Here is a 16,768-nt window from a genome sequence, read left to right on the forward strand (position 1 = left end):
CGTACACGACAGCAGCGATCGCCGCGAGTATCGCCGCGCCATAAAACAGGTGTTTCGGCTTCATGTGCTAATTTTCCGTTGTCAGGAGGCGAGGTTGGCGCTGACAAAATCAGCGATTTGCGCGGGCGTTGCAGGACCGATATTCGCTGCTTTTGCGATACGGTCAAATGCCACATCGACTTGACTCAGATAATCTTCCTGAGTATCGAGCAAGAGTTTCGCCTCCCTACATTCGTCGCACAGTCCAGCATCGCGCTCGTCGCTGGTGTTGCACTGACCGCCGCATTTCGCGTGGTTGCTGCACAAGATGAGTTCCATGATGTTGTTTTCCGAATTTTCCTATCCGTTATTCACCACGACCGGGTATCGCCCATACCGCGCGCAAAGTTCGTTTGCTCGCGGTGTATTGCGAGCGAAAAACTTGTGGCGAAGGAGCCGACAGCCAGCGTCAACACGGCGAGATAACCGTTGTGCATGGTCGCGGCTGGGAGCATTTCGGTCCAGCTTGCAACTTGAGGAACCGGCCCGCTCAAGACGCTGTGAAACAACTCGAAACCGATATCGAGCACGTGGCCGACTCCACCGAACCCATACTGTGCGAGCGCGTCACGCACCACATTGAGCTGCACCGCGCCGATCATCTGCAATGCCACGGCCAGAGCTACAGCCGCGCCGAAAACTTGCGAGAAAATCCGCTCCGTCTTCGATGGCGGCAAAGGCTTCTGTTCAATGTTGGGAGGGAAGAAGTTGTTCATATATTTTCCGATGGCTAGATGCCGCCGTGGTTGACGACAAACAGCAACGCTTCCTGACTGCCATTCGCAGCAGCCTTTCGGACCAGTTCAAGTCCCTTCGCGTGTAGCTGCTGCGGAGTCAACGAGCGGTCGATCTTGAGGTAGCGTTCGGGATGCTCGGCTTGCATCAGCGCGCGTCCAACCAAGAACATAGCCGATGGATCGCCCGCATCCGACTCCTTTAGCAGCAGGCCGGGATAGTCTTCGGCGTAATGCATTGCCAACCACGTACCCGCCGCGAGGTTCCCCGCCTTCATGGCAGATTCCATGGACGGACGCATTTCGCGCTTGTCTACCGACTTCGCCCATTGTTGAATCGGCGCGTGCGATTCGTTACCAATCAACAACAGCATTGCCAGAACGCCGCAAAGAATTCCAGCCTTCTTGAGCCGTTTGCGCACAGCAGGGTCGGGGTTGAGCAGCAACGCTGTTTTCTCCGGCCATTGGATCGACGCAGCAGCTTCCCGGCGAGCGAGCGACAGTACGTTGGTCTTGTTCATTGCTTTTTGGTCCTGTGGTTCCGGCTACCGAGCCGTGCGGGGCGTTCTCACGCCAAGTGTTTTCCTGTTGGGCCGCGCAAAACTGCGCGAGCGCTTTTCCGTTGTCTGCTACGCGATCAAACCGTGTTCGCGAAACAGCGCGATATCGTCTGGATCGGCGTTCTCTGCACCACCGCCCTGATCGAACAGGCTGCGTACGGCCGGCGTGACGACCCCCTCTTCACGAAGCAGCACCGAGACAGCGCAGTAATATCCTCTGCACCAGACGTCGCCAGAGCGCACAGATTTCGTCGCGTCGCGTTTCGTAGCCATTAAACACCTGGTCACTGTTGAGATTCGGTCCACTCGCGAGCCTGTTCATTCAGGTCCGCGACGGCGCGATGCGAAAGAAGCACCCGCACATCGGTCGTGCCGATGACGATAAAGTCGTCGGCAATTTCGCTGCATCCTGCTGCTTCAAGCATCTTGACCGCAGCCTGAGAGAGTTTGGCCATGCTTTTCCTTTGGACGGGACACCGAATGTCCCAATCAGGTGTTACCGGATTTTCCTCTGTGTTAGTCCTGCCCCCGATACCATTCGCCGGTCTTTGCGTCGAATCGCTCGCATCGCCGAGATGCCCAAAACCCAGTTTCCTCGTTGCGATACCGACCAAGGTTATCGAAAAGTGCAGCGCAAGCGGCTGGCTCGCTTACAGACAGCCTGGCGAATGCATCCCAGTGAGGCCCACGATCTTCCGAGACAATGAGCGAAAGTCGCCCTTCCATCTCTAGGTAATGGAGCACGTCGGTGTACGAGTAGCCTTCAGCCGGGTGAGGATCGTCGATCCCGAGGGTATCCACCCCTTCGAAATCCTCCCCTGTGATCCGTCTGTAGAGCTTGCGGGCCATATCGCGACTGATCCCGCTGTATTCCTCGAGAGCGTCCGCGCCGGGTACCCGAAGCCAGATGCGCGACGCCCAAGCCGGCTCGCCATAATCGCCGGTTACCTCGCGGGAGCCACCAACCGTGATCGTCCAATCACAGTAGCAAAGGCGACTTCCGCGGCTCAGGCAGTCATGGATAATCATCGGCGTCAGGTGTTTCACCTCGATGCGACGGTTGCGATCGAAAATCTCTTCGTAGCAGTCCTTGTATTCAAGCGACTCCCAAAACGGACTTTCCCGCACGTCAACACCTTTCTCACGCGCGGCCTTGGCGAGTTCCCGCATGTCCGATCCAATGGCGCCAACCAAGACACTCAGCGCCGTAGTCTTGCCGTAATCGTGCCGCCTTCCGATGCGCAATAGCGCCGAAAGACACGCAAGATCAAGCAGCGTATCTCTCGTAGGTGACATGGACTTCATGAGCATCCCTCTGTTCCGGTCGCGTATTGACGACCGGCCGAGCGCACTGCCGCGAGTGCGGATACCGGCATACGCCAACCGTTTCGGCGGATAGTCACTTTGACCTTCCGTGAACCGTAACGACGCATGCGATCCAACTTTTTCTCCGCATGTTGGTTGAGGATCGGAAGCATCGAAACGCCTTTGTCGAAGGCGAAGACCTTTCCGCCTCGCGCCTCGATTTGTCGAGCGGCAATCTGCTGCAGTTCGAACATTCTTTTCTCCTCGTCAGTGCTTCGCAACAAACTCGTTGATGACCAACAGGACTAGCGCGATAGGCGGTAACAGAATCATCGTCCTCGCCTTGGCAGACAGAAAGGGCAAGCACTTCGAGATGGATACTGTCTGCCCTGCCTTGATGGCCTGAGACGCTACTTTTAGACCGTGCTCCGACAAGTAATGGTCGCTCAACCACAACGAATTTGTCGTCTTGCCGCATTTTCCGCACGGTAACCAAGCACCGAACTTCAATTCACCACAAGCCTTGCAAACCGCAGTTGTCATGTCTTTCTCCTAGCCCCTTGTTTCGCCTAAGTCCGGAAACGACACCGGAGATTGGCGCATTCACGGGACCGATATGGAAGGTGTGCAAGAGACTTCGTCCCATTCATCACTTGCCTGTCCGTGGTCACCGGACTCTCAGTCGTAGCTTCTCCGCCTGGACGGCAACGAACACGAAGGCCGCGACGATCAGCGCATTCTCCGCAAAAAGCTGTATGGCCCGAAGGAAACGAACATGTCCCGTTACCACTCCGATAATTAGCAACCCCGCGACAAGCAGCTGCGTCCATCCATAGGAGGACCAATCACCAATAAAACCCACGGCACCAAGAATGTCGAGCGCACGTGCCTTGATTGTTTTCTCGAGTCCCACTTTCCATTTCTCCGCTAATCAGCCATCGTCTGCGCAGCCCCAGACCAGCCAGATGTCCTGCGCCGTCCCAGTTCAGAACCTTTCTACTACCGAAATCGATTAAATAAAGCCCTGAGGCTTCGAGCCAGCATCCGGTTACAGATCGCTTGGCATCGTGCACGCGACAGAGGGGTGAGACGGTCATCACCGGCAAGCCGCATGAACCCGTCCAACGTGCCGTATGACGCCGCAGCGGCCATGTGCAGTTGCAGATAGCCGCCGTCGCGTAGTTCAACCAGCGCTGGGACCAACGCTTCGATCTGGTCATCGATCTCGGCCTTCGACTCTGGATCGTCGTTGGTCAGATCGCACATCCGCCGCAGCAGCGGCTCAAGATATGCGGCTGGGGCGTTTGCCCAGGGATTCATCGTCGTGGTGCCAGCGCTTTTCCCGGCCTCAAAAACCACGCTACGCATGTTGTCGACGTAGCGTTGATGCAACCGCGCTGCAGCACCGTGATGGCACCCGTCGCCACTCTCCGATTCGTTCATCTGTTGTCCTGACCTCTTTCATCTCGAGTGCGCGTGATATGACGTGGCTACATGCCCGTCAGGTTAGAACCGCATTAATCTTCTCCACCTTCTCGCGGCGCACGACGTTGCCCTCTTCGTCCAAGATGTACTTGAACGAGTGCTCGCGATTCACGCCCGGAAACATGCGAATAGTCTGCACGAGCTGGTCCTCAGTGAGATCGGAAAACCGCAGCTTCCGTGTGTGCTGTTGCAGGTCATCGATACGCCGCAGGCGTGCGCGGATCGATTTACCGAAGGCAAAGAGGCTAAGCGCGATGGTCAAAAGCAGACCCGATGAAGCTGTCTCGACGCTTTCCCACGACTTGAAGCGGTGAACGCGGCCCGTCGCCTCCCGGAAATACGACTGTGCCCAGCTCGAGCGAGGTTCGTTGAAATACGACTTGTCGATTGCGTACGCCACGTCAGGGCGCGGGGTCAGCCCGGCCTGCTGAAGCGCCTCGGGATTGGAGCTCATCGTCTTGGCGAAGGCACCGAGATGGTCAGAACTGTGGTCGATGACCGCGATCTGTGCCAGCACATACTGCTCGGCCAGCGTTGACGGCTTCGCAAACGTATCCCGTAGCCACTTCGTATCCCGAGAATCTACGGCCTGCATGAAGACCTGCCGCGGGCTCAGCTGTGGCGCGCTGCTATCGCTATCAGGCAGACCACCGACTGTGGTTAGGATAAACATTGGGGCCAGCAGAAGCATTCCAACTCCAACTGCAAGTTTACCTATCGCTCTGATTGTCCCGTCCTGGCTCAGGACGGTCATCGGGACGCCGACAATGAAACCCAACGGGGCAATCATCTTCCCTAATCCGCCTAGAACTGAAACCATCGAGTTCAACGCACCAGAGAGCGGACTACCACCAAGAGAAGATGCGTCTCCCGCGCTCGGGACCGCATCAGAAATATGCGCGAGAATTGACTGGGGAATGTCGAGCGAACTGATCACCGCTGCCGGTACCGCCCAATGAGCCTTCAGCCCAAAGTACACAGCCAGTCCAGCGGACAGGGCTGCAGCAGCGCCGGCGAGCGATCCGTATCGCACCAACTTCGTTGCCCTCTCGCCAAGGGTAACGATCTCCGCCTTGAAATCGGTTACCTGTTGGCTCACGCGGCCTCCCGGACGCCCTGGTTCGTGAGCTTGGCACGCAGGTCGAGGCGCATGGCTTCGATCTGCTTTTCGGCAGCGACACGTTGCGTGGCGCCATCCTTCTGGATGCGAATGACGTCCTGAACGGTGCTGATCAGTTCTGTCTGGACTGCCTGTAGCGTGTCGACGTCGATGACCAGGCGCTGATTCGCGCGAGCGGTTTCAACCGAGTTGCGATGCAAGAGAGCAGCGTTCCGGCGAAGGAGGTCGTTCGTAGTGTCGTCGATCGTAGTGGCGAGTTCCACGGCGTTGCGCTGCTCGTTGAGCGACAGCGCGAGCATGAACTGACGCTTCCACGCCGGCACCGTGATCTCGCGGATGGTGTGGAACTTGTCGACAAGCATCTGGTTGTTTGCCTGGATCATGCGAATCATCGGCAGCGTTTGCATCGCGTTCTGTTGCAGCGCGACCAGATCACCGACCCGCTTGTCGAGGTTCGCGTTGTAGGCGTCCAGATCCGACAATTCCTGCAGCCGCGACGGATCATTTCCGACCTGCTGACGCAACTCGTCGGCCTGCCGGGTAAGCAGCGCGTACTGCACTTTCCCGGCCGCGATATGGATGCCAAGCAGACGGTGCTCCTCGCGCACGGAGCCGAACATCTGCTCGAGACCTTCGTTCCGCTGGGCAACGTTTTCCTGCGTGGTCTGAACTTCGCCGACGAGGCTCTCGATCTGCCCGCGCGTCGTGTCGAACTGGCCCACAAAATTGCGCGTGCGGACGCGGAACTTGTCGATCAGGGGACCGACGACCGGAATCTTCGATCGGTTATTGGAGAGTGCCGAGACGTTGAGCTCGCGCGCGATGTTCACTACCTTGGTAAGCTTCGCGCCCGCCTCGTCGAGATCGCTGTTTCGCACCTGCTCGAGCAGGCCGTCGGCGTAACGCGACGCGTGATCCGCGACGTCGCGACCGAACTCGGCGACGCTGAGAGGATTCGTCGGTTGTAGGCGAAGCGCAACCTGCTGGACTTCGGCGACGTCGTCTTCGCGGAGACCCAGCGCATTTAGGTTCGTGGCGCTGAGATCGAAGGTGCCCGTGGCCGGGCGCGTTTGCAAGTCGAGTTTCATCGTGGTCTGCCCCATGATTACTGTTTGATTCCCTCAAGGCTCTTGGCGAGGCTGGTAACGAGCGCACGGTGCGCCTTCGTCGCCTCCCCAATCAGAGCTGAGTTCATGTTGGTGGTAGTGATCAGCGCCAACGTATGCCGACGCCAAACAGGCACCATGACCGTGACGGCCTCGTTATAACGATCCAGCATGTCGACCGCCTGAGCCCGAGTCATCTTCATCTGGATGATGCTCATTTCGTTCGACGCCAGTAGAGTAGCCATGTTGGCAAGCTTGCGAGCAAAGCGTTCGCGCGGCCGATCGAACTCGACGACACCTCCCTGAATTTCACCAGCCAACGGGTTCTCGTCGAGAAATTCGCGACCCGCCTGGATATACAGCCGCAACGCATCGGAATCGGCCGCGTGAGTAGAGATCACTTCGTCAATCCGTTTGAGCGTATCTCGCACTCCCTGCGCAACGCCTTCGGTGTCGGCAATCAATTCGTCAAGCGACTTGCGAGCCACTTGGTACCGCAACTGGCGCTCCAAGGGCTTCCCGGTCAGCCGTTCCAGCCATGTCGACGGGCGGGAGATCCGCTCGGGGTCGGCGTCCTGGAGTTTCCCGACGATTTGGGCAATGCGCTCTGCGAGCGACCCGACCCAGCCGCTCTCCATCAGGTCAGAGATCTCGTTGATCGCCGCGGCTCCGCCCGCCGTATTGCCGTACTCCGCGATCGCCGCCGAATTGGCGAAGAGCTTCGGGAGCATCTCCGCCTTGATATGTTCAACGCTCAGCGTCATCTACGAACTCAGTTTGTTGATCGACCACCCAACCGGGCGGGGCAAATTCCGGAATATATCGTTTCCCGACACCAACCTGGACTCAGTCTGGCACGCCACTCGCCCAGCGCAAGTTAGTTCCTCGGCGGCAGCGCAACGAAGGCCCGAATGTTTAAGGGGAACTCAAGCAGTACGTGCAGGTTGCTCAACAGTAAGCTGACCATGAAGCCGAGTGCAAAATTAATCCAGTAGGTAACGAGGATCGCTCCCCAGAAGTAAAGCATCATGATCAGGCGAATCGGCGGCACCTTATGCCAACGAATAATCTCGACCTTGCTGAACCAGTTCAAAAAATGATAGGCATACGCGAAACCGAGAAAGCCCACGACGCGGCTAGTGTCGCTTGAGTCGAAGCCAAAGTGCCCCAGTTCATGGACAATCGGCTGGAAGTAGCTCATGGCGGCCTGCGCGCTCATACCGCCTGCCTGCGTGACAGCGCCGAGCGGTGCCTCGAACGAGGTGGCTGCGAGTATCAGTGCTCCAACCGCCAGGTAGCCGGCTGCGTTCCCCGACCTCCGCGCTCCCTGTGTCATGAAAGCCAAAGTGAACAAAAAAACGTGCACAACCGTGGGAAGGAGGATTGCGACCGCCAACGCGATCGCTGGTAGGTGTTTGGAGGTCGAGGCGATAGCCGCTGCGCCCACCGCGGCGGCTATCGCTGCACTTTTCCATCCGGCTACGCCAATGAGTGCCGCGAATAGACTCGAGAGCAAGAGACCACAAGCGAGCCACGAGGACGACTCCCCTCGTACAAATGCGACGACCGTAAGAAATACGGCCAGCGTGCTCGCGCATGGAAGAAACCAGTTGCCGCGCACGAAATACTGCCGATCGTGCAGCCAGGAAATCTCGGTCAGATAATGGCCGGGGCCGAGCACCGCATAGGAGAGGATCAGCGTCTGCCATGGGAATGCATGTGCGCACACACAGGCGAAGATAATCAGGCCGATGTTTGTCCAGTCGACCCTTCCGTCCTTCACTGCTTTTAGCGGCCCGGTCGCGGTGATCGTTGCCATCGAATTGCCTGAATGTGTATCTGTGGATGACCACTTACATCGCCCGCTGCAGAGCGCGAGCCGAACCCGTTATGTCTTCGCCTATTCCAGCAAAGGTGTTGCAACCAGCGAGGATGCAGACAACTCCACCGAGAACACAAACTGCCACCACTCGGAAAATCAAGCGCATGCATCCTCCTCTAACGCTGGGGCATGGGGAGTCCCATGCCTCTCACCCATGGAATCCCGATTAGTCAATGCGATGGGTGATCTCGAGGCTGTAGCGGCCTCCGCTGACGGGCACATTGACCGTCTCATTCTCCACCGGCAGACGCACAGAAAGTTTCGTGTTCGGCAGACCATCGGTTTTGGCTGTCAGGGAGGCGCAGTCGCCATCCGAAGACTTGTCCATGCTCAGCAGATGAGTATCTTCGATCTCCACTTCGGCTTGACGGGGATCGTCCGCGCGACGCGCGACACGCACGGCCACGCCGATGAATCTTTGCTCTGCTTTCATCGACTTCATACCGCTCGAATGCGTGCAGGCCACCTCGCTGACCTCGTGGCCGTCGCGGTACAAGAGTGGAACGGGCGTATTGAGCGATGTATCACCGACGAAAATCTCGCGCCCATCCTTCAGCAGCTTCACGTCGTAGTGACCATACCCCGGCGCCTCAGCCATCGATGTCAACGAAACAACGGCAAGCGCGCACGCAAGAAACCCTTTCTTCATTACGATCCTCTAGTCACCGGCTACCGGCCGGATGTCGGGGCGATCCGCCTGAACGTCAAATCATGCATCTGTGCAGCCGACACACACTCTTGCGTTGCCCCAGGCGCTAACCCAAGGCCTGAGAGTCGGAGCGAACAATCACCATGGCGCCGCCGCGAGACTTACGCCGAGATTCGCTGCAGGTCGACGAGTTTGATCGGGACGAAGATCACATAGCCCGTCTGCGTAGCAAAGCCCGGCACCGACCAGCCTACGGCAACGTGGAAAAAGGCGAACGTGTTGGCCTGGATGCCGACGACGCTATCCGGCTCCTTGCGGCCAGTGAGCTTCGCAAGATCCTCCGGCGTCATGGCCTTGATCTGCTCCTTCAGTGGTTCCCAGCCTCCGTTCTTGTAGTCGGACACGGTGTACTGATCGCCGTCCTTCTCGACCTTCAGGAACGGCTTGACGGTATCGCCGACCTTGACACCCCAGGTACCCGCAAGCGGATCACTCGAACCTGCGTGGCCACCACAGGCCGCGAGCATGAGAGCCATAACAGCTGTAGCCAGATACTTAAACATGAGAATCCTCGGTAAAGTAGAAACGCGCGCGATGCGTTAGCGGATTGCCTTTGAGCAAGCGCACCGCGCGATATGCATTGCTCAGCTAGTAGTCAATTTATCCGGCTTCTTAGCTGATGCAAGCCAGATCAGCGGTCCCCGCTTCGGGACTCTTCTGAAGTCAATTCATATTCTCATCAACCCTCTTGCGTATAACGGCAATTGCGGCCTGAAGTTCAGCCTGCCGCGCCCTCCTTTCTTCTCCAATTCCAAAATTGGGCGCCCTACGCTCTTATCGGTCTGTGTTGCCATGAATGTCCTCAATGGTTCCTTTGCCACGGATCCGAATGAATCCGAGCCGGAGCTTAAAAGAGGAGCCTGATTCGTGGCCACAGGGCCGAACCGCTTTTAGCGAATAAGCGGCTTTGCTCGGCACCTCGAATTTCAAGTTCCGCTACGGCAACTCCTGAGCGGTCGGTAAGCCACTTCACGCCTGGCTGGTCGCCCCCCCGCTGCCCCGTCGCTGAAATTCGCCCTTCAGGAAACACCATCACTCGACCACCGCGCATCAACTCGGTCAGCAAGCTCCGTATGCCGAACGGCGCGGTCGCGTCGACCGGAACGATCTTTCCGAAACCGAGCCACGCCAGCATCTGCAGCAAACGGGTCGAGCCCCCTGCTCCGCGGGAGTATTCCGTGTCAACTGCGAACGCAAGTGGGACCGGAGATGCCAGCGCAACGATGATCCCGTCCAACAGGGAAACGTGATTGCAAACGAGAATGCACGACGCCCCCGAGCTCAGTATCGCGGTCGTCGAAGCCTTGTATGTCACGCGCACGCGAAACATGCGCAGCAGGACCGGGCGTAATACGTAGCGCAAACCCGCTTTAAGGCGAGGAATATTCATGGGATCACCAGTAGCGAGTCAGTTCGGGGTCGGTGCTGTGCGTCAGGGGCAGGCCGGTAATTTGGCTGAGATCGCGCAAACGTGGGAACCCTTGTCGGGCGACCGGCTGGCCGGTGACGCGATCCTTATAGAGAATGGCCGGCGTGCCATAGAGCTGAAGTCGCTTGAATAGATCCATGTTCGCGTGCAACGCCGCTTGCGTGGCGGAGCTACCCACGACGGGCTGGATGGCGCCACTCTCGGACGCCTCGACATAGCCGGCCTGCAGTCGGCGCATAGCCGCCGAAGGATCTTTCGCTTCGAGCATCGCAGCGGCTTTGCCAAAGGAATCCTGTTTGATGAGACCGATCAAGATCCAGCGCACCTGAAGCCCCGCAGCCTCGTATGGCTGGAGAGCTTTCCAGAGCAAGTGACAATAGATGCAATTCGGATCCGCGAATGCGTAGATGACAGCTTTCGGGCTCGATGCCCCCTCTCGAACGGCGGCGGCCCGCTCTATGTCCGGCCAGGCGTGCTCGAGCAGTGGCCGCTTGACCAGCTCCTCGGTATACCGCTCGGTAAGATCAAATCGATCCGGGCCGACGAGATCACCGATCAAAAGGTACTTTTTGTCCGGCGTCGTGAACACCACCTTCGCCGCAAATGGATGGCCCTCCATAACAAGCCAGCCCTTGAAACCGCCGGGCGCATCAAACGTCCCGACAACCTGCCCCGGCCCGGGCGCGATTACGCGTACTACGGATGGAATTTCCGCGCTGGCCGGCACACGGACAACGGGGTCGGACGTCGCGGCAATAGGAGCCGCCGCAGCTTGCGATGAGGGAAGGCCCATGTATAGGGCGGCGATCAAGAGTACCCGACGGACGCCGTCGAGGCGGTCGCCGGCTATCGAAACCGGAAGGTGAGCTTGTTGAGTGTCCATTCCCTCCTATACGGCAATGGACGCGAAAGTTTCACCCCCTCTGCGGGAACATAATAAAACTACAAAATACGTATTGAACAACACGTTTCGGCGACTCGGCGGGTTGATTCGTGCAATCGCCAGATAATTCGGCAAAACACGGGCCCGAAAATACGCGAGACCGTGAAACGTCGCGCTAGAAAATGCCAAAAACTAGCCTTAACCCATTATTTTAGAACGAAAAAATGCGGCATTTATTAACCAAACAATTGTTTCACGGACAGTCGTTCGGTGTAACCTCGCCGTGCCATCCTTGGTAGCCACGCGCCCATGGGGCGCGTGTTTGAAGTTATGGAGCGGCTGTCCGTATATTAACTTCGGCCAAGAATTAGCCAACCCGCGGCATGGGCCGAAACAGGTCTGGGTGTTCCTCGGCCAGACGGCGCCGAAGAGCCATGGCCGCACTGTCTGTGCAGCCGAGGTGGGTGCGGATCGAGATCAGCGTGGTCTTTGCCTTGCCCGCACGGATAGCCGTCGCGAGATCAGCCAAGTCCACCACTTCCTCCCGCGCATCCGTCGCGACGAGATTGGCAACGGCGGGGCCAACTGGCGGTTCAAGTTGCGCGATGAGCTGGGCTGCGGGTTCTTTGCTCAGAACAGGCTCGTTCGCGGCGACCCGCACCACCACGGCCGGAACAGCAGACCCGCGGCTCGGCTGACGAGTCAGCGCTGATACAGGGGGACAGGGCGCGCTTTCCGCCATGATCGTTCGCATCTGCGGCCGCGCCACCGATGCCCATGAAACAACCGCCACAGCATCTACGAGCCAGCCCAGAACGATGGCCACAATCAGGCTGATCTGGGCGGTTCCCAGACGCAGTAAGCTCGCCAGATCGGCCACGAAGGGGTCCACGCGCGCATCGTCCTGAGCCTTTTCGCTGCGGTCGACAGCGGCCATCCGTGCGTCGGAGATCCTCTCCGCTCGAACCGCCTCGGCATCCTCCACCCTGAGAGCCTCCAGTCGGGCCGAAAGCGTTTTGCGCCGCGCAGCCACAGCCCCGCAATCGACACTGCATCGGCGGGCGTCGAGAAGCGCCAGATTTCGGAGCACGGCGGCTCCATCAACAGCAATTTGGGTTCGGCCGCGGGAGCTTGGCGTGGACTGGACCGCAGAAACAGGCGCCATCGCCGCAACGCTGGTAGCGCGTTGCTCCCCTACCCTGCCCTGTGCGTTCAGAAAGAACGTGGCATGGGTGTACCCCGTCGCGAGAAGCGCACCAATCCAGATGGGTAACACCATGCCCTTTACGGAGGCGCGCGAGCCCTTGGTCAACGCTGGCAAGAGATGCGCGGCCAACAGGATCACGACGCCCGTGGCAACCCAGACAGCCTTCTCAGCCCAAGTCGCCCCTCTCTCTTCGCCAGCGATCACCGTGATGAGCAACGAGGTCAACGTAGCAGCAACCCCGAGACAGATACTGACCGTGCGGCCGCTGGGAGCGACGCGATCAAATTGCTTTCCATAAACCAGATTTGCCATACAGCTCTCGTGTGGAGTTCGCGGCCGGAGAAAGCGCCGGTCCGCCTACTTTTAGCGAACGATGTTCGTCAACAGATGCCGGAGCGATTGCGCGATCGTCGACAGTTCCGCATCGGTCTCTGCGTGAACGTCGAGAACAAGGCCGCCATCTCGCTCCACTAGCACCGCGTGAATCTTCCCGTCAGCCGATCGATACTCTTGGTTCGTTCGCTCGTGGACCTGCGGATCTGCGAGGCCAGGGCCTTGCTCGCCCTGCGGCTGAGTCTGCCGATCCGCAGGGGCGACCGAAGGCACTGGAGCAACTGGAACTGAGCGCTGGCGAGGAGACCTGGTTGCGCCGGACGCGTCGGCTCCGCGACGCGTCGCATTGAAGCGAGAGCGAAACTCGATGACCTGTCGTTGCTTCATGTCGAGACGGACGATACGTTCGACGAGGTCGAGGGTTTTCTCCATGTCCCCGCCGTTGTCTTGGTGGAACTTACTGACCTCATAGGCCACCCGAACGGGGAATCGCTCCTGGCTCGATATCATCTCGAACATGACCTCCTCGGGCAGCTTGCCGATCGTCAGCGTTTGAGAAACGATGGACTCGTCCTGACCGAGGGTCTCAGCGAGTTCCTTCTGGCTGGCGAAGTGCTTGTTCTCAAGGAGGTAGGTCCACTTCACCGCGTTGTCGAACGGCGTCTGGTTTTCTCGGCGCGTATTGAGCTCATAGCCAAGCTTATAGCTTTGGATGCCGATGGGAACGTCGACAACCATCGCGCGTGCTTTGGCGTACTTGAGGCCCCGCATCGACCGCACGCGGCGACCACCGTCGTGCACGAAGAATTCACCCGGATTGTCATAGTCGGGCACCACATGAATCGGTTGCTGCTGCCCTCCCTCAGCAATGCTCGCGGTGAGATCCTCGAGACGCCTGGCCAAGTAGAAGTGCCGCGGGTTAAATACCGACTCTTTCACTTGGCTCAGGCTCACCTCAATCGTCGAACCAGGTTGGTAGCTGTTTTCAAGACACCAGCGACGGTACTCCGCGCTCCACTCGGTATCTTCAGGCAGAGGCGCCAGAGCGAGGGCTGCCGGTCCCTTGGCCGCAGGAGCTTGAGTTGCCGACGGCACATCGAGCTCCTCCGCGAGGCGGAATCGGTTACGCATTGCAAGCGGAGCCTCAACGGCGCTTACCGACTCGGGTTGAGGCGACTGCCCGTCTTTCTGCAAGGACGAGCGCATTTTCGCCATGAGCGGATTCTTGGACATAACCTACCCTCCTCAGGCCTTCGTTTTCTTCGGCGAGCGGAAACGATCGCCAACGCCAAGCATTTCGACAACCTCTTCGGTCAACGCACTTACTTCGGAAGCGGCAGGACGGAAAGCGCGATGCGGCGCATATGCGGTGGCACCGACGGCATACGCCTGCGGGTAGCATTCGCGCATCCGGATGTAGGTCTTGAACAACGGATAACCCTTTTCTTTAATTTCGTCGTGACACAGCGTAAACAGCATCCGGCGTTCGTCCGCGACCTGATTCAGAAGGTAGGCAAACTTGAGATCCGGGTTGTCCTCCTCTTGCACGAGGTGGATTTGGTCCATGAGGACTTTCGTTGCGCCGAAGTCCATCGTGTTTGGGCGCAAAGGAATCACAATCAAGTCACTGATGATCAGCATCTGCGAAACCTTCTTGTCCACCTGCGGACGGCCGTCGATGATGATGAAATCATACGAAGACATGAGCTTTTCGATCTCCCGCGGCGCTTTGTCGGTCGCAGCTGCAAGATTGCTGTACGGGAACGGGATGTCCTCCCCGTTATTGAACCAGCTGACAATCGTGTTTTGCGGATCAATGTCGACGACCATCACGCGGGCGCCGAATTGATGCAGGCCCGCCGCGAGATTCATCACCGTCACAGACTTGCCGCTGCCGCCCTTCTGGTTGGTTACGAAAATGATCTTCGCTCCGGCGCCCTGATCTTCCCCGCCCTTCTCTGCTTTTGTACTCATCCGTTCCTCGCATGAACGTGGTTAGAAGAGTTTGTTCAAACAAACTCTTCGCCGCTCTCATCAGCATCACCTGATGACCAAATCCACCCGAAAATTCACGTTAAATATTCAAGGCGGAAAATTAGTTACGATGATAGTTGCCAATATGATGAGTTGCAAGTCGTCGAGCCATTCCCTTTGAATGTTTCGACGGTGCTCTAGAGTTTGTCCAAACAAAGCAGATCATGTCAGCCCCCCGAACAGCGAGGTACGCACACGCCTAGCGATCGACCGCCGCCTTCGACGTCGTATGCCGCTCCCAGCTTCCCGCCCTCCTCCCGGCCGACAAACGCCAAGCGAAATGCCCCACGAACTCTTTGCTCAAACAAACCGTCCTGCCATAGCCTAAATAGGCGCAGCCATAGCGCAGCGCCTGACTCTTCCGCCCTCGACTTCCAGGAAGCCCAATTGACCTGCCTCGTTACCGGCCAACTAACGGTCGCGAGGGAAAGTTTGTCCAAACAAACCGGTACGCCCAGCACATCGTCCAGGACCTCGCCCCGGTCCGCGCACACGTCTATCCGTATGCCCAGCTGGCGTCAGCGCCAGCTATGGGCGCTCAATGCAAACTGTAGAGCCTGGTGGCAGCTTTCCCGCGCGATAGCTCGAACAGGCGACGCTCTCAGACCCGTCGGTTGGTCGGCGCCTCGAGAGTTTGTTCAAACAAACTCCTGTCATTTCGCCCATGGCCTCGCGAGACCGTGCGACGGTCCGTCGTGCTCAGCGACATACATGCGGCTTTGTTCAAACAAAGTTGCGCACCTGCGCCGGGCGAATGCCTTTCAACAAACCGGCCAGCGGCTCATCGAAGTTTGTCTGAGCAAAGTTCGGTCGGCGCGTCTCGATTGACGGGACGCAAATCAATCTGCGGTTTGTTTGAACAAACCTGGACAGCGACTCGAACTCGCGTTTTGTGTAGGTGCGTGGCGGATGATCGAGCGACACAGATGGGCGCCCGGGCTAGTCTGCGGTCGGAGTTTGTTCAAACAAACTGCAGAGGAAGGGGAAGGGGAGAGTGGGGCGAGGTGCAACGTGTTACGTTGTCATGCGATTGACCTGTTCAATTTGACGGTTGATGGCTCGGGTAGGGCGGACGCGGAGTTTGTCTGAGCAAACTGTTGACTGCCCGCCTGTGCTCATCTTATTCTTGCTGCAGGTCTGCTCGGCCTCAAACGAGCATCAGGTTCGCAATTCTCACTGCTGCGAAAGTTTCCTCGCCAGCCAGGCACTAAAGACCCGCGTTCGGTAGCACTGCGCAGACCTTGCCGGTCCTGGCGCTAGGGGGTTACCGCTCCAGCCTCTTCTTGGAATTGCTACTACGTAAGTAGGCCCACCCGCGTCGCTCAGGCTCGCCACGGCTGACCATCCAATTCAAGCGCGCGGATCCTTAGCTGTTGCGCTCTTAGGGAAAGCTTGCGGTCTGGAAGGGCGCGCGTACTGTTGATCACCCCTCGGATCTGGTTGAAGGCACTTAGCGAGGTTAGACTCACTGCGCTTTTGCTCACGTCAGTTGCCGCCCGGTTATTCCTGCGGCGAAAACCTGCTTCGTGGTTTCTTGCCGATGTCCGACATTAACCTTTTAGGGTGATTCGACGCCGCGGGTGCTTCCAAGACCATAGCGCATGCATGGCTCTTTTTTGTTGCTGTCTCATTGTCGTGGGCCGAGACTTCCGATGTTCGTTAGCCAGCGCTCCAACAATATTTGGCAGAATGCACTGCGCGTGGTTTCAGTCTTTATATAAAACACTTCAACCCCTTTAATACGTTTACGCCGGCTGAACTCCTTGCTGGGTAAGGCTTTCAGGGCGAACCGGTGTACCCCTTTGGGACATCGGGTGGAAGCGTATGGGCTGAATGGTGAGTGGATATGGGGACAGGGTGTACGCCTATGGGGTTACAGGTGTGTGGGTATGGGCCGAAGGTGGGGCTTTATGGGGCGAAGCTGGGTTTAGCGTTTAGGTGG

At 58.2% G+C, this 16,768-nt stretch carries 21 protein-coding genes; all 21 read right to left on the bottom strand.

Translation table 11 applies throughout. From position 1 onward, the window contains the following. Nucleotides 1–81 precede the first annotated feature (81 nt). The 21 genes from HWX91_RS26825 to HWX91_RS26925 all read right to left on the bottom strand — a co-directional run bounded on the left by HWX91_RS26825 (nucleotide 82) and on the right by HWX91_RS26925 (nucleotide 15,750). A complete protein-coding gene (locus HWX91_RS26825) occupies nucleotides 82–318 on the bottom strand; it encodes a hypothetical protein (RefSeq protein ID WP_028195424.1) in 237 nt (78 codons plus the stop codon). A 32-nt stretch (nucleotides 319–350) separates the two neighbouring features. Further along, nucleotides 351–755, bottom strand: a complete 405-nt coding sequence (locus HWX91_RS26830) for a hypothetical protein (RefSeq protein WP_028195423.1) — start codon at nucleotides 753–755, stop codon at nucleotides 351–353. A 14-nt stretch (nucleotides 756–769) separates the two neighbouring features. Then, the gene (locus tag HWX91_RS26835; protein WP_028195422.1) at nucleotides 770–1,294 is read right to left on the bottom strand and encodes a hypothetical protein; all 525 of its coding nucleotides are present in this window, start codon (nucleotides 1,292–1,294) and stop codon (nucleotides 770–772) included. Between the two features lie 108 nt (nucleotides 1,295–1,402). Further along, entirely contained in the window at nucleotides 1,403–1,606 is a 204-nt protein-coding gene (locus HWX91_RS26840) for a hypothetical protein (protein WP_042274393.1), read from the bottom strand. An 11-nt stretch (nucleotides 1,607–1,617) separates the two neighbouring features. Further along, complete coding sequence (locus tag HWX91_RS26845; RefSeq protein WP_156034505.1) at nucleotides 1,618–1,788, bottom strand: hypothetical protein; 171 nt, start codon at nucleotides 1,786–1,788, stop codon at nucleotides 1,618–1,620. A gap of 61 nt (nucleotides 1,789–1,849) precedes the next feature. Beyond that, the gene (locus HWX91_RS26850; protein WP_127837836.1) at nucleotides 1,850–2,638 is read right to left on the bottom strand and encodes a hypothetical protein; all 789 of its coding nucleotides are present in this window, start codon (nucleotides 2,636–2,638) and stop codon (nucleotides 1,850–1,852) included. Continuing rightward, a complete protein-coding gene (locus HWX91_RS26855) occupies nucleotides 2,635–2,892 on the bottom strand; it encodes a hypothetical protein (RefSeq protein ID WP_028195420.1) in 258 nt (85 codons plus the stop codon). Before HWX91_RS26855 ends, HWX91_RS26850 begins: the two co-directional genes overlap by 4 nt. 413 nt (nucleotides 2,893–3,305) lie before the next feature. After that, nucleotides 3,306–3,551, bottom strand: a complete 246-nt coding sequence (locus HWX91_RS26860) for a hypothetical protein (RefSeq protein WP_028195418.1) — start codon at nucleotides 3,549–3,551, stop codon at nucleotides 3,306–3,308. An 86-nt stretch (nucleotides 3,552–3,637) separates the two neighbouring features. Continuing rightward, on the bottom strand, nucleotides 3,638–4,081 hold the full coding sequence (locus tag HWX91_RS26865; RefSeq protein WP_028195417.1) for a hypothetical protein: 444 nt from the start codon (nucleotides 4,079–4,081) through the stop codon (nucleotides 3,638–3,640). A gap of 58 nt (nucleotides 4,082–4,139) precedes the next feature. Next, nucleotides 4,140–5,222, bottom strand: coding sequence for a hypothetical protein (locus HWX91_RS26870; RefSeq protein ID WP_028195416.1), 1,083 nt, complete (start codon nucleotides 5,220–5,222; stop codon nucleotides 4,140–4,142). Next, entirely contained in the window at nucleotides 5,219–6,346 is a 1,128-nt protein-coding gene (locus tag HWX91_RS26875) for a toxic anion resistance protein (protein ID WP_042274391.1), read from the bottom strand. Before HWX91_RS26875 ends, HWX91_RS26870 begins: the two co-directional genes overlap by 4 nt. Nucleotides 6,347–6,348: 2 nt before the next feature. Next, nucleotides 6,349–7,113, bottom strand: coding sequence for a toxic anion resistance protein (locus HWX91_RS26880; RefSeq protein WP_028195414.1), 765 nt, complete (start codon nucleotides 7,111–7,113; stop codon nucleotides 6,349–6,351). A gap of 113 nt (nucleotides 7,114–7,226) precedes the next feature. Continuing rightward, nucleotides 7,227–8,168 (bottom strand): hypothetical protein, encoded by a 942-nt coding sequence (locus tag HWX91_RS26885; protein ID WP_028195413.1) that lies wholly within the window; start codon nucleotides 8,166–8,168, stop codon nucleotides 7,227–7,229. 229 nt (nucleotides 8,169–8,397) lie between these two features. Next, nucleotides 8,398–8,880: a hypothetical protein gene (locus tag HWX91_RS26890; RefSeq protein ID WP_028195412.1), complete on the bottom strand. Its 483-nt coding sequence runs from the start codon at nucleotides 8,878–8,880 to the stop codon at nucleotides 8,398–8,400. 161 nt (nucleotides 8,881–9,041) lie between these two features. After that, complete coding sequence (locus HWX91_RS26895; RefSeq protein WP_127837837.1) at nucleotides 9,042–9,443, bottom strand: hypothetical protein; 402 nt, start codon at nucleotides 9,441–9,443, stop codon at nucleotides 9,042–9,044. Nucleotides 9,444–9,787: 344 nt separating this feature from the next. After that, nucleotides 9,788–10,330 carry a 1-acyl-sn-glycerol-3-phosphate acyltransferase gene (locus HWX91_RS26900; RefSeq protein ID WP_042274388.1) on the bottom strand — a complete coding sequence of 181 codons (543 nt, stop codon included), beginning with the start codon at nucleotides 10,328–10,330 and terminating at the stop codon, nucleotides 9,788–9,790. 4 nt (nucleotides 10,331–10,334) lie between these two features. Then, the gene (gene dsbG / locus HWX91_RS26905; protein WP_028195410.1) at nucleotides 10,335–11,252 is read right to left on the bottom strand and encodes a thiol:disulfide interchange protein DsbG; all 918 of its coding nucleotides are present in this window, start codon (nucleotides 11,250–11,252) and stop codon (nucleotides 10,335–10,337) included. A gap of 367 nt (nucleotides 11,253–11,619) precedes the next feature. Further along, nucleotides 11,620–12,771 (bottom strand): hypothetical protein, encoded by a 1,152-nt coding sequence (locus HWX91_RS26910; RefSeq protein WP_028195409.1) that lies wholly within the window; start codon nucleotides 12,769–12,771, stop codon nucleotides 11,620–11,622. Nucleotides 12,772–12,822: 51 nt separating this feature from the next. Continuing rightward, complete coding sequence (locus tag HWX91_RS26915) at nucleotides 12,823–14,025, bottom strand: ParB/RepB/Spo0J family partition protein (protein ID WP_052660663.1); 1,203 nt, start codon at nucleotides 14,023–14,025, stop codon at nucleotides 12,823–12,825. A 12-nt stretch (nucleotides 14,026–14,037) separates the two neighbouring features. Continuing rightward, nucleotides 14,038–14,766, bottom strand: coding sequence for a ParA family protein (locus tag HWX91_RS26920; RefSeq protein ID WP_042274386.1), 729 nt, complete (start codon nucleotides 14,764–14,766; stop codon nucleotides 14,038–14,040). A 783-nt stretch (nucleotides 14,767–15,549) separates the two neighbouring features. Continuing rightward, a complete protein-coding gene (locus HWX91_RS26925; protein ID WP_028195408.1) occupies nucleotides 15,550–15,750 on the bottom strand; it encodes a hypothetical protein in 201 nt (66 codons plus the stop codon). Nucleotides 15,751–16,768: the final 1,018 nt, after the last annotated feature.

Origin of the sequence: Paraburkholderia fungorum, from assembly GCF_902833645.1 — a bacterium.
Classification (GTDB): Bacteria; Pseudomonadota; Gammaproteobacteria; order Burkholderiales; family Burkholderiaceae; genus Paraburkholderia; species Paraburkholderia fungorum.